At 73.5% G+C, this 24,689-nt stretch carries 20 protein-coding genes; 3 read left to right on the plus strand and 17 right to left on the minus strand.

The window, feature by feature from the left end; all coding sequences use genetic code 11:
- Positions 1–21: 21 nt before the first annotated feature.
- The 10 genes from ACZ4VW_RS16750 to ACZ4VW_RS16795 all read right to left on the minus strand — a co-directional run bounded on the left by ACZ4VW_RS16750 (position 22) and on the right by ACZ4VW_RS16795 (position 11,226).
- Positions 22–777: an ABC transporter ATP-binding protein gene (locus ACZ4VW_RS16750; RefSeq protein WP_467962890.1), complete on the minus strand. Its 756-nt coding sequence runs from the start codon at positions 775–777 to the stop codon at positions 22–24.
- Positions 774–1,685, minus strand: coding sequence for an ABC transporter permease (locus ACZ4VW_RS16755; RefSeq protein ID WP_467962892.1), 912 nt, complete (start codon positions 1,683–1,685; stop codon positions 774–776). Before ACZ4VW_RS16755 ends, ACZ4VW_RS16750 begins: the two co-directional genes overlap by 4 nt.
- Entirely contained in the window at positions 1,682–3,034 is a 1,353-nt protein-coding gene (locus tag ACZ4VW_RS16760; RefSeq protein WP_467962894.1) for an ABC transporter substrate-binding protein, read from the minus strand. Before ACZ4VW_RS16760 ends, ACZ4VW_RS16755 begins: the two co-directional genes overlap by 4 nt.
- A 14-nt stretch (positions 3,035–3,048) precedes the next feature.
- Complete coding sequence (locus ACZ4VW_RS16765; RefSeq protein ID WP_125741086.1) at positions 3,049–3,276, minus strand: 4Fe-4S dicluster domain-containing protein; 228 nt, start codon at positions 3,274–3,276, stop codon at positions 3,049–3,051.
- A gap of 59 nt (positions 3,277–3,335) precedes the next feature.
- Positions 3,336–4,103 carry a GntR family transcriptional regulator gene (locus ACZ4VW_RS16770; protein WP_467962896.1) on the minus strand — a complete coding sequence of 256 codons (768 nt, stop codon included), beginning with the start codon at positions 4,101–4,103 and terminating at the stop codon, positions 3,336–3,338.
- Between the two features lie 408 nt (positions 4,104–4,511).
- The gene (locus ACZ4VW_RS16775; RefSeq protein ID WP_467962898.1) at positions 4,512–5,375 is read right to left on the minus strand and encodes a carbohydrate ABC transporter permease; all 864 of its coding nucleotides are present in this window, start codon (positions 5,373–5,375) and stop codon (positions 4,512–4,514) included.
- The gene (locus ACZ4VW_RS16780; RefSeq protein WP_467962900.1) at positions 5,372–6,736 is read right to left on the minus strand and encodes a carbohydrate ABC transporter permease; all 1,365 of its coding nucleotides are present in this window, start codon (positions 6,734–6,736) and stop codon (positions 5,372–5,374) included. Before ACZ4VW_RS16780 ends, ACZ4VW_RS16775 begins: the two co-directional genes overlap by 4 nt.
- Positions 6,737–6,746: 10 nt before the next feature.
- Positions 6,747–8,069: an ABC transporter substrate-binding protein gene (locus ACZ4VW_RS16785; RefSeq protein WP_467962902.1), complete on the minus strand. Its 1,323-nt coding sequence runs from the start codon at positions 8,067–8,069 to the stop codon at positions 6,747–6,749.
- The gene (locus ACZ4VW_RS16790; RefSeq protein ID WP_467962904.1) at positions 8,066–9,721 is read right to left on the minus strand and encodes a glycoside hydrolase family 13 protein; all 1,656 of its coding nucleotides are present in this window, start codon (positions 9,719–9,721) and stop codon (positions 8,066–8,068) included. Before ACZ4VW_RS16790 ends, ACZ4VW_RS16785 begins: the two co-directional genes overlap by 4 nt.
- A 230-nt stretch (positions 9,722–9,951) precedes the next feature.
- Complete coding sequence (locus tag ACZ4VW_RS16795; RefSeq protein WP_467962906.1) at positions 9,952–11,226, minus strand: ABC transporter substrate-binding protein; 1,275 nt, start codon at positions 11,224–11,226, stop codon at positions 9,952–9,954.
- Positions 11,227–11,350: 124 nt separating this feature from the next.
- Here ACZ4VW_RS16795 and ACZ4VW_RS16800 point away from each other — a divergent pair, with 124 nt between their 5' ends.
- Genes ACZ4VW_RS16800 through ACZ4VW_RS16810 form a run of 3 tightly spaced genes read left to right on the plus strand, consistent with a single transcriptional unit; the run spans position 11,351 to position 14,937 of the window.
- On the plus strand, positions 11,351–11,866 hold the full coding sequence (locus ACZ4VW_RS16800; protein ID WP_467962908.1) for a PadR family transcriptional regulator: 516 nt from the start codon (positions 11,351–11,353) through the stop codon (positions 11,864–11,866).
- Positions 11,863–12,621: an ABC transporter ATP-binding protein gene (locus ACZ4VW_RS16805; RefSeq protein ID WP_467962910.1), complete on the plus strand. Its 759-nt coding sequence runs from the start codon at positions 11,863–11,865 to the stop codon at positions 12,619–12,621. Before ACZ4VW_RS16800 ends, ACZ4VW_RS16805 begins: the two co-directional genes overlap by 4 nt.
- Before the next feature lie 3 nt (positions 12,622–12,624).
- A complete protein-coding gene (locus tag ACZ4VW_RS16810; protein WP_467962912.1) occupies positions 12,625–14,937 on the plus strand; it encodes an ABC transporter permease in 2,313 nt (770 codons plus the stop codon).
- 58 nt (positions 14,938–14,995) lie between these two features.
- Here the strand turns inward: ACZ4VW_RS16810 and ACZ4VW_RS16815 are convergent, their stop codons facing one another.
- From ACZ4VW_RS16815 to ACZ4VW_RS16845, 7 genes are all read right to left on the minus strand, one after another.
- Complete coding sequence (locus ACZ4VW_RS16815) at positions 14,996–15,202, minus strand: Trm112 family protein (RefSeq protein ID WP_467962914.1); 207 nt, start codon at positions 15,200–15,202, stop codon at positions 14,996–14,998.
- 49 nt (positions 15,203–15,251) lie between these two features.
- On the minus strand, positions 15,252–16,133 hold the full coding sequence (locus ACZ4VW_RS16820; RefSeq protein ID WP_467962916.1) for a hypothetical protein: 882 nt from the start codon (positions 16,131–16,133) through the stop codon (positions 15,252–15,254).
- A 4-nt stretch (positions 16,134–16,137) separates the two neighbouring features.
- Positions 16,138–16,833 (minus strand): class I SAM-dependent methyltransferase, encoded by a 696-nt coding sequence (locus tag ACZ4VW_RS16825; RefSeq protein ID WP_467963189.1) that lies wholly within the window; start codon positions 16,831–16,833, stop codon positions 16,138–16,140.
- Positions 16,834–17,039: 206 nt separating this feature from the next.
- A complete protein-coding gene (locus tag ACZ4VW_RS16830) occupies positions 17,040–18,350 on the minus strand; it encodes a condensation protein (RefSeq protein WP_467962918.1) in 1,311 nt (436 codons plus the stop codon).
- A complete protein-coding gene (locus ACZ4VW_RS16835; RefSeq protein ID WP_467962920.1) occupies positions 18,350–22,654 on the minus strand; it encodes an alpha-(1->3)-arabinofuranosyltransferase domain-containing protein in 4,305 nt (1,434 codons plus the stop codon). The genes ACZ4VW_RS16830 and ACZ4VW_RS16835 overlap by 1 nt, the downstream gene beginning before the upstream one ends.
- Positions 22,651–23,370: a class I SAM-dependent methyltransferase gene (locus ACZ4VW_RS16840; RefSeq protein WP_467962922.1), complete on the minus strand. Its 720-nt coding sequence runs from the start codon at positions 23,368–23,370 to the stop codon at positions 22,651–22,653. Before ACZ4VW_RS16840 ends, ACZ4VW_RS16835 begins: the two co-directional genes overlap by 4 nt.
- On the minus strand, positions 23,367–24,629 hold the full coding sequence (locus tag ACZ4VW_RS16845) for a glycosyltransferase family 4 protein (protein ID WP_467962924.1): 1,263 nt from the start codon (positions 24,627–24,629) through the stop codon (positions 23,367–23,369). The genes ACZ4VW_RS16840 and ACZ4VW_RS16845 overlap by 4 nt, the downstream gene beginning before the upstream one ends.
- Positions 24,630–24,689: the final 60 nt, after the last annotated feature.

The raw sequence follows: 24,689 nt of genomic DNA on the forward strand, positions 1-24,689 counted from the left end.
AGGTGCCTTTCGAGGTGGCTTTCAGAGGGATTCGAGGATGCGGCGGTGCAGTTCGGCGGTGCCGGGCGCGTGCCGGGAGCCGCGCTCACGCGGATGCGGTACGTCGAGCACCTGCCCGGAGCCGAGCAGCAGGACCCGGTCGCCGAGATGCAGGGCCTCGTCCACGTCGTGGGTGACGAAGACGACGGTGGCGCCGGTGTCCCGCAGGATGTCGACGAGCAGGTCCTGCATCTCGGCCCGCGTGTGCGCGTCGAGCGCGCCGAAGGGTTCGTCCATCAGGACGGCGCGGGGCCGGCCGGCCAGGGCGCGGGCCAGCTGGACGCGCTGCCGCTGCCCGCCGGACAGCTGGTGGGGGAGTCTGTGGGCGTGCCCGGCCAGACCGACCCGGTCCAGCCACTCGTCGGCGGACCGCCGCCGCCCGGCCCGGGGTACCCGCCGGATCGCCAGCGGGAGTTCGACGTTGGCGCGGACGGACCGCCAGGGCAGCAGGGCGTCGTGCTGGAAGACGAGCGCCCGGTCGGCGGTCGGCCGTGCGATCGGCTCTCCGTCCTGGGTGACCCGCCCGCCCAGCGGGGGCAGCAGCCCGGCGAGCGTGCGCAGCAGGGTGGACTTGCCGCAGCCGGAGGGCCCGACCACGGCGAGCAGTTCCCCCGGCGCGATCCGCAGCGTCACCGTGCCGGGGAGTGCGGCGCCGTCCGCGTGCCCGAACCGGGCGTCCTTCAGGGCGAGTTCGGCGCCTGCGGTCGAGAGGGCGGCGGGAAGGGTCGTGATGCTCATGGGACCGGTTCCTTCCGGGGGACAGCGGTGTGGAGGGCGGTGGTGGGTCCGGTGGCGGATCCGGTGACGGGTCCGGTGGCGTTCGCACCGGCGCGCCCGGTCCTGCGGAACGCCGGACGCGGCGCGCCGGCGGCTCCGCGGGCGGCCGGGCGGGGGAGCCAGGAGGTGGCGCGGCGGCCCAGGAGTTCCACCGCGGTCGAGGTCAGCCAGCCGAGAGCGCCGATGGTGGCCATGCCGACGAAGACCCCGGGGTAGTCGACGATCGTGTAGTCCTGCCAGGTGCGGTAGCCCACTCCGTACTCGCCGGAGATCATCTCCGCCGAGATCACACAGATCCACGAGACGCCGATGCCCACCGACAGGCCGCCGAAGATGCCCGGCAGGGCTCCCGGCAGCACCACCGAGAACAACACCCGCAGCCGGCCGCCGCCCATGGTGAGCACGGCCTCCTCCCAGACCGGGGTGAGCGCCCGGACCGCGTGCCGGGTCGACACCACCACGGGGAAGAAGGCGGCGGTGAAGGTGATGAAGACGATGCCCTGCTCATTGGTCGGCAGCAGCAGGATGGCGACCGGAACGAGCGCGATGGCCGGCACCGGTCGCACCACCTCCACCAGCGGGCCCAGCAGGTCGGCGGCCCAGCGGGAACGGGCGACGGCCGTTCCGACCGACACCCCCGCCGCCGCGGCCAGCAGGAAGCCCACCACGATCCGGCGCAGGCTGTGGCCCAGGTCCTGCCGGTACGAGGCGGTGCCCACCCGGTCCGCGAAGGCGGAGGCCACCTCGCCCACCGTGGGGAACTGCTCGAACCGCAGCCACAGGTTGACGTCCAGAGAGGTCAGCAGCTGCCACACCCCGAGGGCGGCGGCCAGCGAGCCCACGCGCAGCAGGCGGCGGCCCACGCTCATGACGCCAGCCTCACGGCGTCCGCGTAGCGGATGATCCGGGCCCCGGCGTGACCGTCGACGTACCTCCGCGCACCGGCCGGGGTGACGAAGGCGCGCAGCTCGGTGCCGTCCGCGACCCACACCGCCTTGTCGGCGAACCACAGGGTGCCGGTCACCGCGTCCGGCACGTACGCGGCCCGTACGTCGGCGCCCGCCGCGGCCTTGAGCAGCTCCTCGGGGCTGTCGAAGGAGCGGGTGGTGGTCGCTCCCTTCAGCCACAGTTCGGGCTTGGCGGCGCTCGCCTCCGGGTACGAGGGGGATCGCACGGCTCGCGCCAGCGGCGCGGGGTCGACGAAGGCGTCCACATCGACGTCGCCGACGAGACCCGCGGCGTTCAGGACCGGCACGTCCTTCTTGAGCGCGGCGATCAGCTCCGGGCGGAGCTCGGGGTCGAAGGTGGCGATGCCGTGGGCGCCGTTGTACAGGTAGACCACCTCGGCCGGCAGCCCGGTCACCTTCGCCACCGACTCGGCGGCCGCCACGGGGCGGGCCCGCAGGTGATCGGTGGCACGCCGCTGGGCCCTGAGGAAGTCGTCGAGGATCCCGGCCCGTTCCTCGGCGAACTTCTGCCGGACCGTGACACCGTGGAAGGTCGGCAGGTTCAGTTCGGCCCCGTCGTACAGGGCGGTGGCCTTGCCCTCGAAGGCCAGCTTGCCGGGCCACGCGACGAACTGGGAGAGCGCGTCGACATTGCCGGCGGCGAGGGCCGAAGCGCCCACGCTGGGCTGCTGGTTGAGCTTCTGGATGCCCTTGTCCGGGTCGATGCCGGCCCGCTGTAGAGCCCGGACGAGGGTGCCGTCGGCCGCCGACCCGATGCTGGTGGACACCTTCCTGCCGCGCAGGTCTGCCAGGGAACGCAGCGGCGAACCGGGCGCGGTGACCACGGTGTTCAGACCGCCGCGCAGGTTGTAGCCGGTGGCCGCGACGAGCCGGGTCGGCTGCCCCAGCTGCTTGCCCCGGGCCGCGTTGATCAGCAGCGGGAAGTCTCCCATCGAACCGATGTCGATCTTCCCGGCGGTCATCTGGGCGGTGATCGGGGCGCCGGTCGCGTAGTCCTGCCAGGCGACCTTGTAGGTGACGCCGTCCTTCCTTCCGCGGGCCGCGAGCTCCTCCTCGAAGTAGCCGAGGGAGCGCAGCAGGGTGCCGGCGGTGACGGTGTTGATGGTCTTGGACTGGTAGCCGACGGTCACGGTGACCGTCTTCGCGTCGGTGGCGCCGTCGGCGCCGGCCGAGCCGCCGCAGGCGGTGGCCAGGGGGAGCAGCAGGGCGACCGGGAGAAGCGGTTGGAGAGGAATTCTCTTGCGGAGCATGGGAGTTCTGCCTTTCACCGGAGCAGGTAGGGCATGTTGACGGTGACCGCGCCGGTGGGGCAGCGGGCGGCGCACGGGCCGCAGTACCAGCACTCGTCCACGTGCATGTACGCCTTGCCGTTGTCCTCGCGGATCGCGAGCGAATCGAGCGGACACATGTCGACGCAGAGGGTGCAGCCGTCGATGCACTTGGATTCGTCGATGGTCACGGGCACGTCGGCGCGCTGCGGAACGAGAGGCATGGTGGTCTCCAAGGGGCCCGGGAGGGCAGGGAACGGCGGGGACGGAAGGGGGCTCGGGATCAGACGGAGCGGTGCAGCACGCCGCTCATGGTGATGCGGTCGCCGCGGAACCGGATGAACTCCAGATCCACCGGGCGCCCGTCGGGCAGACAGGTCAGTCGTTCCAGCATCAGCACGGCGGCTCCGCGCGGGGCCTGCAGAACGGCGGCGGAGTGCGCGTCGGCGTTGACGGCCTCCAGGGTGATCTCGGCATGGCCGAGCGGGCCGCCGGTCAGCGACTCCAGGAGCCGGAACACGTCCGTGTTCTCCAGGTCGCAGCGGAGCAGTTCACCGCCCACGTCCATGGGCAGGTAGGACAGGTCCAGGGAGAGCGGCAGTCCGTTCAGCCGGCGGAGCCGCTCGATACACAGCACGTCGGTGTGCTCGGGCAGGCCCAGCCGATGCGCCACCGGGCCGGGGGCGGTGACCGGCCCGACGGTACGGACCTCGTTGGTGACCCGGCCGTGCTCGTGCAGGGTCTCGGCCAGGCCCTGGAGGCGGTCGAGCCCGTGCGCGTACTTCTCGCAGACGACCACGGTGCCGACGCCTGGCTGCCGGTCGACGAGTCGCTCGCCGCGCAGCAGGTCCAGGGCCTGTCGGACGGTGTTGCGGCTGGCCCGGTGGTCGGCGGCGATGACGTCCTCGTGGGGCAGGACCCCGTCGGTGAAGCCGCCGGTCAGGATCTGGTGCCGCAGCAGGTCGGCGAGCTGCCGGGCCCGGTCCGCACGCGGCCGCCGACGGCGCGCTGCGGCGACCGGGCGGGCTGCGGGGGCGGGTTCGGCTGACATGACAGGGAACGTACAAGGAGAACCCGCCCGGTGGTGTTGCCGCTGTATTGCGCCACCTGACGGCCCGTGAACACCCTCCTGACCTGCGGTTCCATGGGTGGAGTGGCGAGATCCGCCACTCCGCCGCCCACAAGGTGGACGCGGGACGCCCACGATGTGGTCGTTGACGGCGGCCGGCGCCGCCCTCTCCCTCGCCCGGTGCCTCCCGCGGGGCGGGCCCCGGAGCGAAGACGTCATGGAGGAGACGCGGCGCCGAATCCATCGGCCCGCACACGACGTCGAGGCGGACCACGGCTCGAACCGTGTCCGCCTCGACGTGTTCGCCGGAGAGGCACCCCTGGCCTCACCCCTGCGAGCGAGGGCCCCCGTCCTGGACCGGGGCGGCAGACGCCGCCCCCGTCCAGGCGGTCACTTCACCGAACCCGCCATCACCCCCTGCACGAAGTGACGCTGGAAGGCGAAGAAGACCACCACCGGGACGATCAGCGAGAGAAAGGCCCCCGGCGCCAGCACGTCGATGTTGCTGCCGAACTGCCGGACCTGCGACTGCAGCTCCACCGTCAGCGGCTGCGAGGAGCTGTCGGCGAAGAGCAGCGCCACGAGCATGTCGTTCCACACCCAGAGGAACTGGAAGATCGCCAGGCTGGCGATCGCCGGGCGGCCCACCGGCAGCACCAGCCGCGTGAAGATCCGCCACTCGCCGCCCCCGTCCATCCGCGCCGCCTCCAGCATCTCGCGGGGGATGTCGGCGAAGTAGTTGCGCAGCAGGAACACCGCGAACGGCAATCCGTAGGCGACGTGGAAGAGCACCACGCCCGGGATCGTGCCGAACAGCCCCAGTTGCCCGAACAGCTTCGCCACCGGTAGCAGACCCACCTGCACCGGCACCACGAGCAGCGCCACCACGCCCAGGAAGATCCAGTCCCGGCCGGGGAACTCCAGCCAGGCGAAGGCGTATCCGGCGAGCGCCGCGACGACGACGACCAGGACGGTCGTCGGCACCGAGATCAGCACCGTGTTCCAGAAGGCCCGGGTGATGCCCGCGTTGCCCAGCAGGGCGGCGTAGTTGTCCAGGGACAGCTGGCCGGGAGCGGTCAGCGCCGTCCACCAGCCGCTCGCCGCGTTGTCGCTCGCCGAGCGCAGCGAGGACAGCAGCAGTCCGGCGACCGGGGTCACCCAGATCAGGCCGACCACCGCCAGGAACGCCTGGACCAGGCCGTGGCCCAGCCAGCGGCGCAGCCGGCCGCCCGGCATCGCTGTGGTCGCACTCATGACTGACTCCTGTGGAAGCGGCGGACGTTGAACACCATCGCGGGGATCACCAGCAGCAGGAGCAGCACACCGAGCGCGCTGCCGAGCCCCTGGTCGTTGCCGCCACCGAAGGACACCAGCCACATCTGGGTGGCCAGCACGGTGGCGTCCTCCTGCACGGGCCCCGGCGCGATGATGTAGATCAGGTCGAAGACCTTCATCACATTGATCACCAGCGTCACGAAGACGACCGTCAGCACCGGGCCGAGGAGCGGCACGGTGATCCGGCGGAAGACCTGCCACTCGTTCGCCCCGTCCATCCGCGCCGCCTCCAGCGCGTCGCGCGGCAGGGACGACAGACCGGCGCCGATGAGCACCATCGCGAAACCCGTCCAGATCCACAGGTACGCACCGATGATCGCCGGCGTGACCAGGGCGGGGCCGAGCCAGGACACACCCTCGTAGGGCGGCGCGAAGTTCTCCGCCGGCAGCCGGACCGTGTACGCGCCGGCCCCGAGGCCGGTGAAGCGGAACGACCCGTCGGCCGCCGTGGTGGTGGCGGCGACCGTCTTCCCGCCGCGCACCGCCTCCACCGTCATGCCGGGCAGCCCCCGCTCCCCGGCGTCGATCGCGCCAGGCCGCCCCCCGCCACCGGGCGTGAAGTCCAGGAACACGGCGCCGGCCAGGTCCTTCGGGCCGGCCTCGCCGGCGAGGGCCGGCTTCGCGTCGGCGGGCAGTTCCCTGGGCGCCACTCCGACGAGGCCGAGAGCGACGCTCTGTCCCGGAGAGACCGCGTCGGCCGTGCCGTACGAGCCGTCCGCCCGCTTGTCGAGTCCCTGGCCGTCGCGGGCCCGGGCCGTCGGGTACGACGAGGAATCCCGGAACACGTCGTGCACACCGACCGCGGCCGCGTTCAGCACGCCCTTGTCCGGGTCCTCCTCGTACGCGAGGCGGAAGATGATGCCCGCCGCCAGGAAGGACACGGCCATCGGCATGAACAGCAGCAGCTTGAACGCGGTCGCCCAGCGGACCTTCTCCACCAGTACCGCGAGGATCAGTCCCAGCCCGGTGAGCAGCGTCGGCGCGACGACCACCCAGATGGCGCTGTTGCGGACGGCGGTCAGGGTGGCCGGGTCGCGGAAGATCTCCGCGTAGTTGTCCCCGCCGAGGAACCGTGTGCCGGCCGCGTCGAAGAAGCTGCGGCCCACGGAGAACAGCACTGGGTAGACGACCAGCGCGCCGAGCAGCAGCAGTGCCGGCAGGACGAACGCCACGGCGATGATCCGCCGGCGCCGCCGGGCCCGGTCTCGCGGGCCGTTGTCGCGGCGGCCGCCTCGCGCGGTGTCGGCCCGGGGTGGCGGGGGAGCGGTGACTGTGGTCATGACCGGCGCCTCAGCTCTTGTACGCCTTGGCCGCCGCGCCCTCCAGCGCCGCGGCCGTGGCGGCCGGGTTCGACGGGTCGCGCAGGAAGTCCTGGAGGATCTTCCACTCGCCCACGCCCTTGGTGCCGCCGAACGCCGCCGGAGCCTGGTCCGACATGTCGAAGCGCACCGAATCACCCGCGTCGATCAGCGACTTGGCCGTCTCGCGCAGCGTGTCGCCGCCGTAGGAGGAGAGGTCGAGCTTCTTGTTCGGCGACAGGAAGCCGCCCGCCTCGGCCCACACGGCGGCGGCCTCCGGCGTCGCGAGGTACTCCAGGAACGCCGTCGCGGCCTTCTGGTTCCTGCCGTCCTTCAGCACGACGGCCGCGTCGCCGCCGCTGACCACCGGCGCCTCGCCGCCCGCGACCGCGGGGAAGGGGAAGAAGGCGGCGTCCTCGCCGATCTTCTTGCCGAACTGGTCCTTGGCGATACCGGCGACGAAGTCGCCTTCGTACACCATCGCGGCTTCGGGCTTCGGGCCGAAGACCTTCTCGACGGAGCCGGGGAAGTCGGTGCCCAGCGCGCCCTGCCGGCCGCCCGCGATGAGCTTCTTGTCGGAGAAGAGCGCGCCGAGGGTGGTCAGCGCCTTCACCACGGTCGGGTCCGTCCACGCCAGCTCGTGCCGGGCGAGCCGGTCGTACTTCTCGGGGCCGGCCTGGGAGAGGTAGATGTTCTCGAACCAGTCGGTGAGCGTCCAGCCGTCCTCACCGGCGACCGCGAAGGCCGGCAGACCGGAGTCGGACACCGTCTGTCCGCTCTTGAGCATGTCCTCGTACGTCTTCGGCGGCTTCACGCCGGCCTGGTCGAACGCCTCCGGGCTGTACCAGACGGTCGACTTGTGGGCGGCCTTGAAGTACAGGCCGTACAGGGTGCCGTCGACGGAGCCGTAGTTCTTCCACACCGGCGCGTAGTTGGCGTCGACGGACTTCCTCGTGGTCTCGGACAGCGGCTTGAGCCACTTCTGGCGGGCGAACTGCTGGAGCACGCCCACCTGCGGGACCATCACGACGTCGGGGGCGTTGCCGCCCTCGATCTTGCTGCCGACGACCGTGGAGACATTGTCGCCGGTGGACACGAACTGGGTCGTGGCGCCGGTCTTCTCGGTGAAGGCGTCCAGCACCTTCTGGAAGTTCTTCTGCTCGGCGCCCGACCACACACCGGCCACGGTGAGGGTCTGGCCGGACAGCTCCTTGCTTCCGCCGCCGGCGCTCACCGGACCACCGCCGCACGCGGTGGCGCCGAGCGCCAGGGTGAGTGCGGAGCAGCAGGCCATCGTCATCCGTCGCATGGTCATCGCAGTCCCTCCAGGGTGGTGTCGTCACTGATCCACCAGGCGGCGGTGGATCCGGGCAGTGCGCCGGTCGGGCACGGTCCGCTGGCCAGCAGCGGGGCGCCGGAGACCGGGGCGGGCACCGGAGCGGTGCCGAAATTGACGGCGCAGACGAGCCCGTCGCCGCGCGAGAAGGCCAGCACGCCGGGCGGCGTCTCCAGCCAGCGCAAGGTGCCCTCGCCCAGCTGCGGCAGTCCGTGCCGCAGCTGCAGGCCCTCGCGGTACAGGTGCCAGAACGAGCGGGTGTCGGCCAGCGCCCGGTCGGTCGCGTGCTCGGCGAACCAGCCGGGCTGCGGCAGCCACGGCTTGGCGCCTTCCGCCCCGGTGCTGAAGCCGAACGGGGAGGCGTGCCCCGACCACGGCAGCGGCACGCGGCAGCCGTCGCGGATCCGGGCCCGGCTGCCGGTGCGCCGGAATATCGGGTCGGTGAGCACCTCGTCCGGCAGGTCGACGACCTCCGGCAGGCCCAGTTCCTCGCCCTGGTAGATGTACGCGGCGCCGGGCAGGGCCAGCATCAGCAGGGCGGCCGCGCGCGCCCGGGCGGCGCCGAGCCCGCTGCCCTCGGTGCCGGACTCGCCGTACCGGGTCACCGTGCGCACCTGGTCGTGGTTGTTGAGCACCCAGGTGACGGTGGATCCGGTGCCCGCGATGTCACGCATCGCCTCGTCGATCACCTTGCGGAAGGTGTCGGAGTCCCAGGGCGCGCCCAGCAGGTCGAAGAAGAACGCCTGGTGCAGCTCGTCGGGGCGGACGTACAGGGCATGCTCGCGGGCGGTCGGTACCGACACCTCGCCGACCAGCAGCCGCTCGCGCCCGTCCCGGGCCGTGTACTCCTCGCACACCGACCGCCAGTGGCGCCACACGTCGTGCACCTCGGGCTGGTTCCAGGCGAGCGGGTTGACCGAGTCGCGGGTGCGGGCGTCGGCCTCCGGGTCGGGGGAGTCCGGCAGGTCGGGGTGTTTGAACAGCCCGGCCGCCACGTCGATGCGGAAGCCGTCGACGCCCCGGTCCAGCCAGAAGCGCAGGGCGTGGTCGAAGTGGGCGCCGACCTCGGGGTTGCGCCAGTTCAGGTCCGGCTGCTCGGGGGTGAACATGTGCAGGTACCACTGCCCGGGGGTGCCGTCCGGCTCGGTGACCCGGCTCCAGGCCGGGCCGCCGAACATGGCGTGCCAGTTGTTGGGCGGCGCGGCGCCGTCCGGGCCGCGGCCGTCGGCGAAGTGGAAGCGGGCCCGGGCCTCGCTGCCGGGGCCGGCCGCCAGTGCCTCCCGGAACCAGGCGTGTTCGCTGGAGCAGTGGTTGGGGACGATGTCCAGCAGCACCTTGATGCCCAGTCGGTGGGCGTCGGCGACCAGCTGGCCGAATTCGGCGAGGTCGCCGAAGACGGGGTCCACGTCGCAGTAGTCGGCGACGTCGTATCCGTGGTCGTGCTGCGGCGACGGGTAGAAGGGGCTCAGCCAGATGCCGTCGACGCCGAGCTTCTTGAGGTACGGCAGGCCGGCCCGGACACCGGCGAGGTCGCCGATCCCGTCACCGGTGCTGTCCAGGAAGCTGCGGACGTAGACCTGGTAGATCACCGCGTCGCGCCACCAGTGACGGCGGCTTGGGGCTGTGAGCATCACCCGTTGACCTGTATTTCTGCGTGAGAGGGTGCGCGCCACCCAGAGCGGGTAGCGGTTATGCATGCATGTTAAGTAGGGATGACGAGAGGGTGTCAACGAAGCTGCCGAAAATCGGCGCAGGTTGGGGTCATACATCCGGATTTGCGGGGTCGTCAGGGCGTGCCGGTCCGCATGCTGATACCTAACAGGTAAGTATGCGAAGGGGCGGCGAAGTGACAGCGGAGGCGTCAGCGACGACGGGCGATGGCCGCGAGTTCGTCCGCGAGCCGGCGCACCGCCGCCTCGGGCGTCTGGTGCTGCGCCATCGCGTCATGCACCACGGCCTGCACGGCGAGGCTGACCTGCTCGTAGTGCGGGCTCTTGGGGCGCGGCGCGGCCGCGAGCACGCTCGCCCGCAGCGCGGGCAGGTACGGGAAGCGCGCCACCAGCGCCGGATCCTCGTACAGGGCGGCCCGCACCGGCGGGAGGGCACCCTCGCTCAGCACACGGCGCTGCACCTGCTCGCTCGTGAGGTACGCGATCAGGTCACGCGCCGATTCCGGGTGTCGGGCATGGCTGCTCACGGCCAGATTGGAGCCGCCCAGCACACTCGCGCCCGGCCCCCCGGGGCCCGGCAACGGCACGGCGCCGAACTTCCCCGCGACCCTCGACTCCGCACCGGAGGCACCGGCGTACGCGTACGGCCAGTTGCGCAGGAAGAGCATCCGGCCGTCCTGGAACGCCTGCCGGGACTCCTCCTCCTTGTACGTCAGGGCTTCCTTCGGTATCCAGCCGTCCCGCACGCCACGGGCGAGGAACCCCAGCCCCTCGCGGGCGGCCGCCGAGTCGACCGTCACCCGCTCGCCCTCGTCGCCCAGGATCGTCCCGCCCGCCGAGTACACCGCCTCCGCGGCGTTGACCGTCAGTCCCTCGTACGGCAGGAACTGGCCCGCGTACCCGCCCAGGCCGTGCTTCGGGGCGAGGGAGCGGGCCTGTCGCTCCAGCTCGGCCCAGGTCCGCGGCGGTCGCTGCCCCTCGCGGTCGAGCACGTCCTTGCGGTAGAAGAGCATCCCGGCGTTCGTCACGTACGGCACGGCGTACAGCCGCCCGTCGTACGTCGCGGTGTCCACCACCGGCGGCAGGAAGCTCTCCAGAGGGAACCGGCCCCGCTCCAGCGGCGCGATCCATCCGGCCGCGGCGAACTCCGACGTCCACGCGACATCGATGTTGAGCAGATCGAACCTGCCCTCGCCCGACCGCAGATCGGTGATCATCTGGGCCCGGGTCTCGTCGGCCGAATCCGGCAGCTCGACCAGGGTGACCCTCTCCGCCGGATGCGCGCGGTTCCAGCCGTCCAGGACCGAGCCGAGATAGCCGGTGAGATCACCGGCCGTGGCCAGCGTCATGGGGCCGCGTCCGCCCGCGCGCTCCGCGCCGCCCGACGGGACGCCGGAGGCCATGTAACCCGTCAGTACGACCGCGAGAGCCAGGAAACCCCTACCCGCGGCCCGTATCCACCGCATAGGTTCCTCCCGGAGCACCGCGCCGTACACCTTCGTTCAGCGACAGGGGCATGTATACCCGTTAGGCATGGGCGATACTAGAGCCCACATCACACCGGGAGCACGGCAAGGGAGGACAGCACGGGTGCGCCATCCCCTCCTCGCCCTCCTGGCCAGGGGCCCCGCCCACGGCTACGAGCTCAAGCAGGACCTTGAGCAACTGCTGGGCGCCGCGTACCCTCCCACCAACGTCGGTCAGATCTACGTCACGCTCGGCCGGCTGGAGAAGTCCGGGCTGATCGAGGGCGAGGAGATCGCCCAGGAGAGCCGGCCCAACAAGAAGATCTACCGCCTCACCGAAGCCGGGCAGGAAGCACTGCGCGCCTGGTTCGACGAGACGGCGGACGAACCGAGGGTCCGGGACGAGTTCTTCATGAAGCTCGCCCTCGCCCCGCGCACCGGTCTCGCCGACCAGATCGCCCTCATCAACAAACAGCGACGCGAGTACCTCACCACCATGCGCAATTTGTCCAAGCTGGCCGCCGTCGAGAACCGGGACAACCGCATCGCCCACCTGCTGATCGAGGGCGCCATGCTGCACCTCCAGGCCGACCTCGACTGGCTGGAGCGCTGCCAGGAGGAACTGGAGGAGCTGCAGTGACGGACTCCGCCGCACCACCCGTGCCGCTGCTGCGTGCCGAGGGTCTCGTCAAGACCCACCACGGTGAGGGCGCGCCCGCCCACGCCGTGCGTGGCGTCGACCTGACCGTGCGGCGCGGCGAATTCGTCGCCGTCACCGGCCCCTCCGGCGCCGGCAAATCCACCCTGCTGCATCTGCTCGGCGGCCTCCAGCGCCCCGACAGCGGATCGCTCCGGCTCGACGGCGAGGACACCGACGGCTGGACCGAGGCGCGCTGGGCGGTGGAGCGGCGCCGCCGCATCGGCATCGTCTTCCAGTTCTTCAACCTCGTCTCCAACCTCACCGTCGCCGACAACGTCGAACTGCCCGCCCTGCTCGCCGGCACCTCCGTCCGACGGGCCCGCGCCGAACGGGAGAAGCTCCTCGCCGAACTGGGCCTCGGCGCCAAGGCCCGCAGCATGCCCGGCGAGCTGTCCGGCGGCGAACAGCAGCGAGTCGCCCTCGCCCGCGCCCTGGTCAACCAGCCGCGGCTGCTCCTCGCCGACGAACCGGCCGGCAGCCTCGACAGCAAGGGCACCCGCGAGGTGATGCGGCAGCTCACCCGCTTCCACCAAGGCGGCCAGACCATCGTGCTCGTCACCCACGACGCACGGCTCGCCAGCGCCGCGGACCGGGTGATCAGCTTCTTCGACGGCCGGATAGCCGACGACGCCGAACTGGGCGGCACGCCGCCGCGCGGCACCGGCCTCGCCGGCGTACTGGAACTGAGGGACTGACCCGTGCGGGCCATGCTGCGCTGGGCGTACGCCGATCTGCGCACCCACCGGGGCGAGGCGCTGTTCATGGTCGCCGCCACCGCCGGGATCGTCGCCTCGCTGCTGCTGGCCACGGCCCTCTTCGGCTACGCCACCAACCCCTGGCAACGGGTCTTCGCCCAGTCGCGCGGCGCGCACGTGTGGATCCACACCGGCCCCGGCGCCGACACCGGATCCCTCGCCGCGCTGGACGGCGTCGAACAACTCTCCGGCCCCTCCCGCACCGCCGCCGGCACCGTCGCCTCCCGGGGCGCCCGCGCCGGCGTGGAACTGCGCGCCACCGGCACGGAGCCCCCGGCCACCGGCCGTCCGGTGCTGACCTCGGGCCGCTGGCTCGACGACGCCGTCCCCGACGGCGTCGTCCTTGAATCCGGCCTCGCCCGGGCCCTGTGGGCCGAACCCGGCGACCGCCTCACCCTGCCGAACGGCCGCACCCTGGCCGTCCTCGGCGTCGCCGACAGCGCGGAGCCCCGGTACCGCTCCGGCGAGCGGCCCGGCACCGTCTGGGCCCTGCCGTGGGCGGTCCCGGACGAACGCGGCGCGGGCCAGGTCGTCGGACTGCGCCTCACCGACCCGGACGACACCGACTACGCCGTCCAGCGCGCCGTCACCACACTCGGCTCCGGCGCCGTCACCGACGTCTCCACCTGGCAGCAGGCCCGCGCCGAGGCCCAGGGCGACACCAGGCTGCTCGGCCAGGTCCTCGGACTCTTCGGGCTCGGCGCGCTGATCGCCGCCGCCCTCGCGGTGTTCGGCGCGATCAGCACCCGGGTGCGCGGCCACCTGCGGGACATCTCCGTCCTCAAGGCCATCGGTTTCACACCCGGCCAGGTCGTACGCGTCTTCCTCGTCCAGCACCTCGCCTTCGCCGTCCTCGGGGCGACGCTCGCCGCGGCGGCCGTCCAGACGCTCGGCAACCGCCTGCCCGGCCGGCTCGGCGACGCCGTCGGCGTGTGGCAGGGACTCCAGGGCCACACGGCGGCGCTGCTCGCGGTCCCCGTCGCGGCGGTGCTCTTCATCGCGGTGGCCACCTGCCTCGCCGCGTGGCGGGCCGGACGCGTGGAGCCCGTACCCGGCCTTCCCACCGCCGCGGCACCGGGCCGGGGCCCCCGGACGACGGCCGGCGCAGGACTGTCCCGGGCCGCCCGGGGCGCGCTCGGCCTGGGCCTGCCGGCGGCCCTGGTCCTCGGCTGGCACCAGGCTTTCGGCAGCGGCCGGCGCGCGCCGGCCACCATCGTCCGCCTCGCCCTGCCGCTGCTGCTGATCACCGTGGCGCTCGGCGCCTGGACCACGATCGAACGCTTCGACCGTCACCCCCAGCAGCTCGGCCACGCCGCCGCGCTCACCGCCCGCCCCGACACCACGCTCACCGGCCGGGAGGCCGCCGCGCTGTTCGAGGCCGACGACAGGATCACCGCCGCCCACCCCGGCCTGGAGGTCGCCGCCCTGGTCCCGGGCCAGACCGGCACCATCGCGCTGCGCGGCCTCGGAACGCGCGCCGAGCCCTACCCGTACACGATCGCCGAGGGCCGCCCCGCCCACGGGCCCGACGAGGCCGTCGCCGGCCAGGGCCTGCTCGACCTGCTGGACGTACGCGTCGGGGACTGGGTCCGCGTCACGGTCGGCGGCCACCCGCAGGTGCTGCACCTCGTCGGCCGCAGCATCGAACCGGAGAACGGCGGCAGGGTCATCTCCACCTCGCTCGACACCCTGCGCGAGAACGATCCCGCCCTGAACCCCACCCTCTACCGGCTCCGTCTCGAGCCCTTCTCCGACCCGGGCGCCGTCCGCGCCGCCCTCGCCGACGCCTCCGGGGGCCACCTCGACCTGCACGAGGTCACCACCCCCGCCGACCGGCTCTCCACCCTGCGCGGCGTCGTCGTCGGCCTGATCACCGTGCTCGCCCTGATCGGCCTGACCGAACTGTCCACGGCGATCGGCGGCCGCATCCGCGACGGCGAACGTGACCTGCTGGCCCTGAAGGCCATCGGCCTCTCCCCGCGTCAGATCACCGCCGTCACCCTGACGGCCATCGGCTGCACCGCGCTGGCCGCCGCCCTCGCCGCGACGGCCGTCGGCGTTCCCTTCGCCCACTGGCTGGTCGACCACGAGGCCCACACCTCGGGCATCGGGTCCGGCATCGCCCAGGCTCCGCCCGTCGGGTACCTCGCGTCCATGTGCGCCGCCGCCGTTCTGGGCGCGATCGCCCTGACGGCCCTCCCCGCCGCCCGCGCGGCCCGCCGTCGTCTCGCGGACACCCTGAGCGCGGTCGCCTGACCTCCTGCCGTGCGCGGCGGGCGGGCCGACCGCCCGGTCGCCCCGGAATCCACAGGTCCTAGTCCGACGAGCTCATGTACCGCTCGTGCTCCTCGGGGGAGATCCGGCGGCCCGAGGAGGGGAGGAGCTGCGGAATGCCGTCCACGATCGGGTAGCGCAGGTGCAGCCGCGGGTTGTAGAGCACGTTCTGACCGGCCGGCAGTGTCAGCGGCCCCTTGTCGAGCGGGCAGACCAGGATGCGCAGGAGCGGGTCGTCGGAGTTCATGAAGATCCTCGAGGTCGGTGGTCGGTGGTGATGTGGTTCAGGCGGTACGTCAGGTCCGCGGATCGTGGCGCGGCATGATCAGCAGGACGGACAGGGCCAGAGCCGTGCCGGCGACGCGCAGGGTCAGCAGCAGCGGATCGTCCGGAAGCCTCTCGCCGAACGTCAGCGTCCCGACCACCGCCGTGAACAGGCACGTCACCGTCGTACAGACCGGCACGATCAAGGAGGCACGGCACCGTTGCAGTGCCGTCTGGGACATGACGAGGCCGGCTCCGGCGGTGAACAGAAGCAGGTACGGGTACGGGGAGCCGAGCAGCGCGCTCACCGCCGCGCCCGCGCTCTCGGCGGTGAGACGGCCCGACGCCCCCTTGATGGCCAGCGAGCTGACGCCGTAGAGCAGCCCCACGGCCACGCCGTAACCGATGCCGCTGCTCGGCATCCGGTGGCGTCTGCGGCCGCGCCGCTCGACCTGCCCGTACAGCAGCAGTCCGGCCACGAGCGTCGGCACACAGACGACGAGCACCAGCGCCCACGGCGCCCCCGTGCTCACCGCGTCGTCGCCCTCGCGCACCGACGCCACGACCATGAGCAGCGCGACGAGCACCGCCCCGAGCGCGTGGCGCTCCCGGCCCGAGGACCGTTCGCCGAGCACCGCCGACGACAGCAGCAGAAGCAGGACGAGGCCCGAGACGAAGATGCCCTGCGCGGCGGCGATCGGCAGCGCCCGGTACACGATCAGCTGGGCCGCGAAGCCGGCGGCGAGCGCGAGGGAACCGGCCATCCACAGCGGGCTGGTCATCAGCACTCCGACCACGCGCAGCGGCCGCCCGGCGGAGAGCGCGGGCAGCGCGCCGAGGGCCCGCTTCTCCAGGACGAAGCCGACGCTGTAGAGGAGGTTGGCAAGCAGCGCCGCGCCCACACCCCACCACATCCCGTCACCTCCGCCGGGCGTGCGCCAGCAGAATGGACGCCGCCGACGGCACGGCGCACATGGCCCGGTCGATCGATCGCAGGCCGCGCGGCACCCCGTGGAACGGCGCCCCGGTGATCCGTACGTCCTCGAATCCGGCCGAGAGCAGGAACGAACGCAGCGCCCGCGCCGTGAACAGGCGGAGATGACCCACCACTTCGGAACCCGGCCGGCCGTGGATGCCGCGCAGACTCACCTCGGAGAACACCGGCTGCCGGCCGGCGAGCAGCAGCCCGCGGTTGTACCAGGCGGCGAGGTTGGGGGTGGAGAGCATCAGATGACCTCCCGGCCGCAGGATGCGCCGCAGTTCGTCCAGAGCCCGGTCGGGGTCGACGAGATGCTCGATCACCTCGCTGAACAGCACCGCGTCCGCGCATCCGCCCGCGAACGGCAGCCCGCCGTGGTCCAGTTCACCGCGCACCACATGGGCCAGGCGCGGCCGGGCGCGGCGCAGCGCGTCCTGCGACCAGTCGACCCCCACGATCCGGTGCCCGGCGAGAATCGGCCCCGCGATCGCGGCCGCGCTGCCGTCCCCGCAGCCGACGTCGACGACGAGCGCGCCCGGCGCCCCGAGGGCGGCGGCCAGCAGCCGCGCCTGCCGCAGACTCCGGGCGTCTCCGGACGCCACGGGCACGGAGGGGTCCTCGTAGAAGTCCCGCAGCCCCGGCGCGGAATCGGGAGCGCCCGCCGGCCCCGCCTCGGGAGCCGGGGCGACGGCTGCTGCCGTGCCCGTACGGCCGGGCCGCCCGGCCCCGGGCACGGCCCGCTTCCGGCCGTCCTCCACGGCGCCTCCCCGCCCACCGCTCCCCTTCACACCGCTCGCCTCCGCACCGCTTTCCTCCGCGGTCGCTTCCGGGGCCCGCCTGTTCACAGCGCCTCCGCATCGGTCGCCGCCAGCCGGCCGGCGAACATCTCGCTCAGCCGGACGCCGTCCTCGTCGCCCAAGAGGGCGCGGGACCAGCGCAGCACCAGATGGAGCCGGCCTCCGGTCGACGCCGTCGTGAACGTCAGCCCGCGCGGCATCCCGGCCGGCGCCGAGAACCAGACCGCGTGCGCGCGGCCCGCGTGACCGAAGTCCAGCGGATACGGGATCCGCCCGATGTTGCTGAGCAAGGTCGTGGACGTCCACGGCGCCGCCAGCCGCCGCGCCCCCCGCGTCAGCACCGCCCGGGCGGCGACCGGCAGAACCGGAGCGGTCAGCACGGCGGCACCACGCCCCAGCGGGGGGCGATCACGCGCCTTCAGGGCGCGCGTGCGCTCCGCGGTGCCCCGCAGCAGCGCGCCGAGGTCGGCGTCGGGGCCGGTCTCGGCGGGCGCGAACCCGACCTCGACCAGACGGGTGCCGTTGCCGATCGGCATCGCGGGCCCACGGGTGCGGTCGTCGACGGGCATGGTGATGCGCAGCGGCCGGTCGGGAGCGCCCTTTTGCCGGTTCCAGTCGGCGACGGTCAACGCCGTGGCCACCATCAACTGGTCGTTCACGGTGTACGGCGCCCCTGACTCCCGGCGGGGCAGGGGGAGTTCGGTGACCAGCATCGCGTTTCCGGGCGTCGGTCCGGGGCTTCCCGCGGCGACGCGCGCGGGCCGCGCCCTGGCCGGCGCGCCCCCCGGCGGGAGCGCCGGTCCGGCCGACGGGCGGACCGGCGCGGGGACGGGGGGCGCGGAGCGTCCGCTGTAGATCTCCGCGGCGGTCGCGGCGATCCGCAAACAGGCGGGACCGTCGAGCGCCGTGTGATGGACCGTGAACAGCAGGACGCACCCCTCCGACGCGGGCTCCTCCACCACCTCCAGGCGCAGGGGTGGCGCGCTGAACAGCGACGGGGCCTCGGTGAGGGCGCGTCGCCGGGCCCGCGCGAGGGCGCCGTCCGCGCGGGGCGGGAAGGAGACCGCATCGGTGCCGGGAGCGCCGGTCAGCTCCCACTCGTAGCGCCGCGCGAACGGTCCGCGGCCCCGTTCCCGCATCAACACCCGGGGATGCCGGGCGAGGGCCCGCGCGAACGCGTCGCGCAGCCGGTCCGGTCGGACCCGCCCCGGCACATGGATCTCGATGTGCACCGTGTTCGGCTCTCGGTCGTCGGCGCAGTGCCGGGCGATCTCGTCCGCGACGGCGAACGGCACACGCTGCGACTCCCGCCCCGGGCCGGCGTGCGCGACGGCCGCGCCCTGATCGGTTGCCATCAGACACCCCTTCTCTCGGTCCGCCCCGGACGGCCGCCCGGCGGCCGTCCCCGTCCGTCCGACCCGTTCGACCCGTTCGATTCGCCGGGCCCGTACGGCTCCGGCACCCCGCTCGGCGCGCCCCGGCCGGCGGCGCGGTGCGCGCCCGCCCGGACGCCGTGCCCACGACGCACCGTCACCAGCGCCGCGAACAGTGCCGTCACGGCCAGGAGCTGGGCCGCCGATCCGTAGGCGCCCCGGCCGAGCGCCGCCGCCTCGCCGCTGCCGGTGAGGGTGACGACTCCCGCACCCGCCATCGCCGTGAACGAGATCGGGCCGAGCAGCGCCGGGCGCCACCAGGCGATCGCCGCGAGCACGGGTACGGCCACCGCGACAGGGCCCGCGATCACCCCGCCGACCACCGTCAGCGCGACCGTTCCGAGCAGCAGCCCCGGTGCGGGCGGGCGCCCGTCCGTGCCCGCCCCCGCACCGGCTGCGCCCGACGCCACGCCCGCTCCGTCGGCCCTCGGGCCGGACCGGCGGCGGCCGACGAGCGCGAGCCCGGCGAGCACCACCAGCATCGCCCCGGCGGCGATCAGCCCGTTGACGTACACCCGGGACGGCTCGTACAGCAGCGTCACCGTCCCACCCTCGCCGGCGGGGACGAGCCAGCCCTGCTGCCAGCCGTCGATACGCAGCGGGCGCAGCTCCTCGCCGTCGAGGGTGGCCTTCCAGCCGGCGTTGTGGTTCTCGTGGAGCTGCAGGTACGAGGCGTCGCCCGCGCCGACCCGGAGGGTCCGCCGGTCGCCGCCGCCCGAGACGACCTGCACCGCGCGGGAGTCGGACGCGGCGGCCCGCGCTTCTCCGACCGTGAGCTCGATGCCGGTGACCGCGAGCGGTCCGGTGTCGCCGGCCTCGACGGTGTGCGTGCGGCGGTCGAGGGAGACACGGCTGCCGTCGGTGCACAGCGAGACGGTGACCGGCCGGCGTTCCGTCAGGTCCCGTACCAGTCCTTCGGCACGGGTCTCGAGGAACCGGCCGTCGACCGACACGACCGGTCCCTTGCCGCACGGCAGCGTGAACCTCTTCGCCGGGTCAGGCTGCGGCGCCCGGTACTTCTCCAGCGCCGGGATGTGCAGCTCGCTCAGCCCGACCGGCAGCTGCAACTGCTCGTCGGCGACCGGGTTGTGCAGGGTCAGCGGCGCGACACGGGAGATCGTGATGTCCATCCGGTCGGTCGTGAGGGGGGAGAACCGGGCCAGGCCGTTCTCGTCGACCGCCGCGATCGCCGTCCCGTCCGGTGAGCTGATCTGCACCTGCTCCGGCCGGGTCGCGAGCCCGCCGGCGGCGGCGAGGACGATCTCGCCGACCGCGGTCTTCTCGGGCCAGGTCAGACGCAGCACGGGCCGTTCGCCCGCGACCCAGGCCGTGGTCAGGTCGCCGTCCGTCAGATTGCGGGGGGTGAGGTTCGTCCCCAGCCGCGCGGTCGAGTCCGCGCTCACGACGATCTTCTCCCGCCGTCCGGTGAGGTCGAACAGCAGGTCGTCGAGCTCCTTGCCCGGCACGGGCAGAGCCGTCGCGCGCACGGTGTAGTCACCGGTCCGGGCGGCCTCGAACTGCCGGTGCAGCCCCACCTCGGCGGAGACGGCGGACAGCCCGCCGGGATCGCTGCCCCGCGACAGCGTGTACACGACCGGGCCGGCGACGTCGCGCGGCGCGTCGGCGGGCAGTTCCAGCATCCGGGTCACCCGCACGCCCGGGACGGAGATCTCGGTGAACCCGGCGCCGGTCAGCCCCGGGCGGCCCTGCTGCGACTCGAGGATCGTCACCTTCAGCCAGGTCGTCTCGCCCTCCGGCGCGGCGACCTGCTGGGTGCTGCCGTCGGGCCGCAGCGGGCCGATCCGGCTGCCCCGTTCGGTCTCCACCCGCACCAGCGTGGGCGCGGCGCGTACATCGCCGCTGGGCAGCGGTGTCAGGTCCAGCGTCCCGGGGACACGGGTCGGGCCGGTGAAGCCGATCCGCAGCCACTCGCCCTCGGGGGAGCCGGGGGAGCCCTCGGCCCAGCCGGTGTCCGGATTGCCGTCGACGGCGTTGACGGGGTCGTACTGCGGGAGGTGGAACAGCCAGTTGCCCACCGAAGAGGCGGTCACGGACGCCGCGCCGCGCAGCACCGCGGTCGTCTGGTGCCGGGTCCCGGTCAGGGGCAGGATCTGCCGTGGCTCGTCCCCGGGGTCCTGGACCGCCCGCTCCGCGTTGCGCTCCTCGCGGGTGTACGTGTGCGAGGTGCCCGAGTTCACCAGACCGAACCGGGTGTCGGCCCGGCGCATCCCGTCGCCGGACGCGTACAGCGACGCCCGGTCCACACCCGGGTGCGCGTCGCCCGCGAGCACCGCGGGCCGGCCGGCGAGGGCGCCCGAAGCGGACAGCGGCAGCAGCGACTCGGGACCGCCGCTGACGACCGCTGTGGCGGAGACGGGCGTCATGCGCGCCCGGCCGGGGCGCGCGGAGCCGGACGGCGGCGCGTAGATCTCGACCGCGCGCTGGCGCGGGTAGAGGCCCTCGACCTGGACCGGGGTGTCGTCCGCGATCCGGCCGTCGGTCAGCAGGGGGCCGAAGCCGGTCACGCGCCGGTAACCGGAAGCCTCCAGCGTCCGCTTCACGGTCGCGGTGGGGATGTGCCCGAGCTGGTCCGGGTCCAGGTCGTTGCGTACGACGACGTGGTACAGCCCGGCCCGGGAGAGGTACGCCGAGAGCCCCGGAACCTCGCGGCCCGACGTCAGGGCCTGCTCCACGGCGTCCATCGCACGCCGGTTGCCCGGAGTCCCGAACGGCACGTAGTCGCGCTGCGCCCAAGGGGACCGGGCGAGGACGTCGAGGGGCTGGTCGATCGGCGAGCCCCAGGTGTAGATGCCGTGCGCGGTCGCCGGGACGACGAGGGCACGGTCGTCGGGCGCGTGCTCGGCCAGCCAGTCCGCGGTCGCCTCCCAGTACCCGGGCAGCTGCCGGAACGAACCGGGCTGGAGGATCGAGCCGTTGACGTACGGCCAGGCCAGGCCGGGCAGGACGAGCACGGTGGCCACGGCGGGCGCGAAGCGGCGCAAGCGGGCCGGTACGGACCGGGGGAGGAGGGCTGCGGCCGTCAGGTGCGTGAAGCCGAGCGCGAGCGCGAGGGCGAGCCCCGTCTGGAACTTGTAGATGTTCCGGAACGGCACCAGCGGCCCGTTCAGCCAGTCCTGCACCGTCTCGTGGAACGGGCCGCCCAGCGCGCCGCCGTACCCGGCGAGTGTGACCAGCGCGGCGACGGTGACGGTCAGCACCAGCCAGCGCCGCTCGGGCAGGTCCCGCCGGGCGAGCCCGGCGAGTCCGAGTGCCGCCGCGAGGGCCGAGCAGGCGATCACGACGGCCGACGTGGCGACGGTCCAGCCGGCGGGCAGCCAGGCCTCGCCGAAGTGCAGGTAGCCCACCCAGTTGCCGGCCCCGCGCAGCACCTCCGCCGCCGACATCGTCGCCGTGGTGGTCTGCGAGGACTCCACGTACGGCATGAAGTTCTCGCCGTACGTCCCCAGGAGCAGCAGGGGGACGACCCACCAGGCGGTCGCGAGGATCACGCACGGCGTCCACCACGCGATCAGGGCGCGCTTGCGGGGGCCGCCCGGACGGGACAGCAGATACAGGCCGACGGGCAGCAGCGACGCGAGCGTCGAGGCGGCGTTCACGCCGCCCATCAGCGGGATGACCAGCGCGGAGCGGGCGGCGGCCAGGCGCGGACTGGTCCGCGGGTCCGTCAGCGGCAGCAGCACCCAGGGCAGGACGGCGCCGGGCAGGGCGGCGGCGGACGTGGAGCCGACGACGATCGTGTACGTCGGCCACAGGGCGTACACCGCCGAGCCGGCGAGCCGCGACGTGGACGAGCCGACACCCAGGCGCTCGGCGAGTCGCAGGGCGCCCCAGAACGCGGTGGTGACCACGAGCGAGAGCCAGAGCCGTTCGGCCAGCCAGACGGGCAGCCGCGCGAGGTCGGCGGCCGCGTGGAACGGCAGCATCGGGATCGCGTAGCCGACGTACTGGTCGGCGATGCCGCCGAAACCGTCCCTGTCGTGCCACAGCCGGCCCAGGTCGCGCAGGAACCGCCACGGATCGGCGACGACCCCCAACTTGGTCTCGAACGTCATCCGCCCCGGAGACACGGCGAGGAACGCCGCGAACACGGCCGCCCAGAAGCCGAGCAGCCAGCGCCGGGAGCGCCGCCGCGGCTCCGGCGCCCCGGGCATGGGCCCGGGCGCGGCCGGGGAGGCCGGCGGACGGGCATGGATGGTGCTGGTCATGGACACCGCCGGAGGATGAGGAGGAGGTTCCACGTCGCGACTTCCCGCAGCCCCGGCACGCGCGGAACGATCTCCGGGAGGACCGGCCAGTAGCGGGAGCGGGCGGAGACGATCTCCACGTCGTCCCGGCTCCTGACGTGGCGCAGGGTCGGACCGACCCCGATGGCGAACAGGTTCTCGCCGAGCCGGTGCTTGGCGGCCCGGCCGGTGCGCCGCTCGTAGCGGGCCCGGGCCCGCTCGGCGCCCAGGTAGTGCCAGGGCGCCCATTCGTGGCCGCCCCACGGCGAGAGCCAGTTGGTGAAGGAGACGTAGATCAGCCCGCCCGGCCGGGTGACCCGGACCATCTCGCTGAGGAAGGTGCCGGGATCCCGGACGTGCTCCAGCACGTTGGACGAGAAGCACACGTCGGCGGCGCCGTCGGCGAGCGGCAGCAGATAGCCGTCGGCGACGACCGTCCCCGCCCCCGGCGCGGGGGCGAGTTCGGCCAGGTCCGGCTCGAAGAGGTAGCCGTGGGCGCCGCGGCGGCGGAACTCCCGGGTGAAGTAGCCGCGTCCGCCGCCGACGTCGACGACGACCCGGCCGTCCAGCCGGACATGGCGTTCGACCTGGTCGACCGCGTCGCGGGCCAGGAGTTCGTACGCGGTGTGCGGATCGTCCTGCTCGCGCAGGAACGCCCGGAAGAGGGTGAGGGAGCGGCGGAGCGACGGGTCCTTCACGTGAGCGGGCCCTTCGCCTGCATGGCCTCCGCGTGCGGTGCCTGCGCCTGTGGTGCCTTCGCCTGCATGGCCTCCGTCGGCGCGACCACGCTCTGCGGGCGCGCGCGGGTCACCGCCTCCGCGGCGACGGCGCGGAACCGCCGCACGGTGCCGCTCCAGCGGAACTCGGCGGCGTGTTCGGTGGCGGCCCTGCCCATGGCCTCGCGCCGGCCGTCGTCCAGCGCCAGCGTGCACCAGGCGGCGGCGAACGACGAGTCCCCGCGGGCCAGGAGGCCGGTGACACCGTCCTGGACCGAATCACGCAGCCCCGGCACGTCGAACCCGAGCGTCGGCGTGCCGCGGGCACCCGCCTCGGTCACCACGAGCCCCCAGCCCTCGACGGCCGCGGGATGCAGCAGAAGCCACGCCTCGCAGAGCAGCCGGTGCTTCTCCTCCTCGGACACATGTCCTCGGAACTCCACACCGGGCCCCGCGAGCCGTTCGAGCCGCTCGCGCTCGGGTCCGTCACCGACGATGACGAGCCGACCGCCGGTGACGGGCCGGACCCGCTCCCACAGCCGTAGCAGCAGATCGATCCGCTTGTAGTCGACCAGTCGGCCGAGGGCGACGAACATCGGCGTCGTCGACCGGGGGGTGCGCGGCCCCGGCTCGTGGACACCGTTGTGCACCACGCGGATCTGCTCCTGCGGCACGCCGATCGCGCGGAGCGCGCCGGCGGTCGAGGGCGACACGGCCACCAGCAGATTGCCGCGGTGGGCCCGGGCCAGGGCCCAGTGCTCGAGCAGTCGCCCGGCGCGGGCGACCGGCCCGGGGAAGCGCATGTCCCACAGTTCGGTGTGCACATGGTTGACCAGGCACACCGTGGGACCGCGATGCCACAGCGGGGACAGGTACGGCATCCCGTTGCACACCTCGACGAGCAGGTCACAGTCGCCGACCCGGCGGGCGAAGGCGGAGCGCGCGCCGACGAAGTGGCCGAGCGCGCCACCGGCCGACACGACGCGGTACGGCCGGTGCGCCGCGGGGCCGCCGCACAGCAGCGTGACGTCGTGGCCGAGCTCGGTCAGTCCGGCGGCCAGCCGGTCGACCAGGAGCTCCGAGCCTCCCGCGGCCGGGTTGCCGAGGTCGCGATGGGCGAGAAAGGTGATGCGCCGGGGCGCTTCGGCCCCGCGCGCACGAGCGGGGTTGTGGCTGGTCAGGGGCCGCGGGACCGGATGCGGCACCAGGTCGAGCCGTGGGGGAGGAACGTGCTGGGGCATGCGTGCTCCAACTCGTGTCAGGTTGCGAGGGTGGGGGGAGATACGAGCGAGGGGGACGTG

Source organism: Streptomyces sp. NPDC029139, from assembly GCF_055564335.1.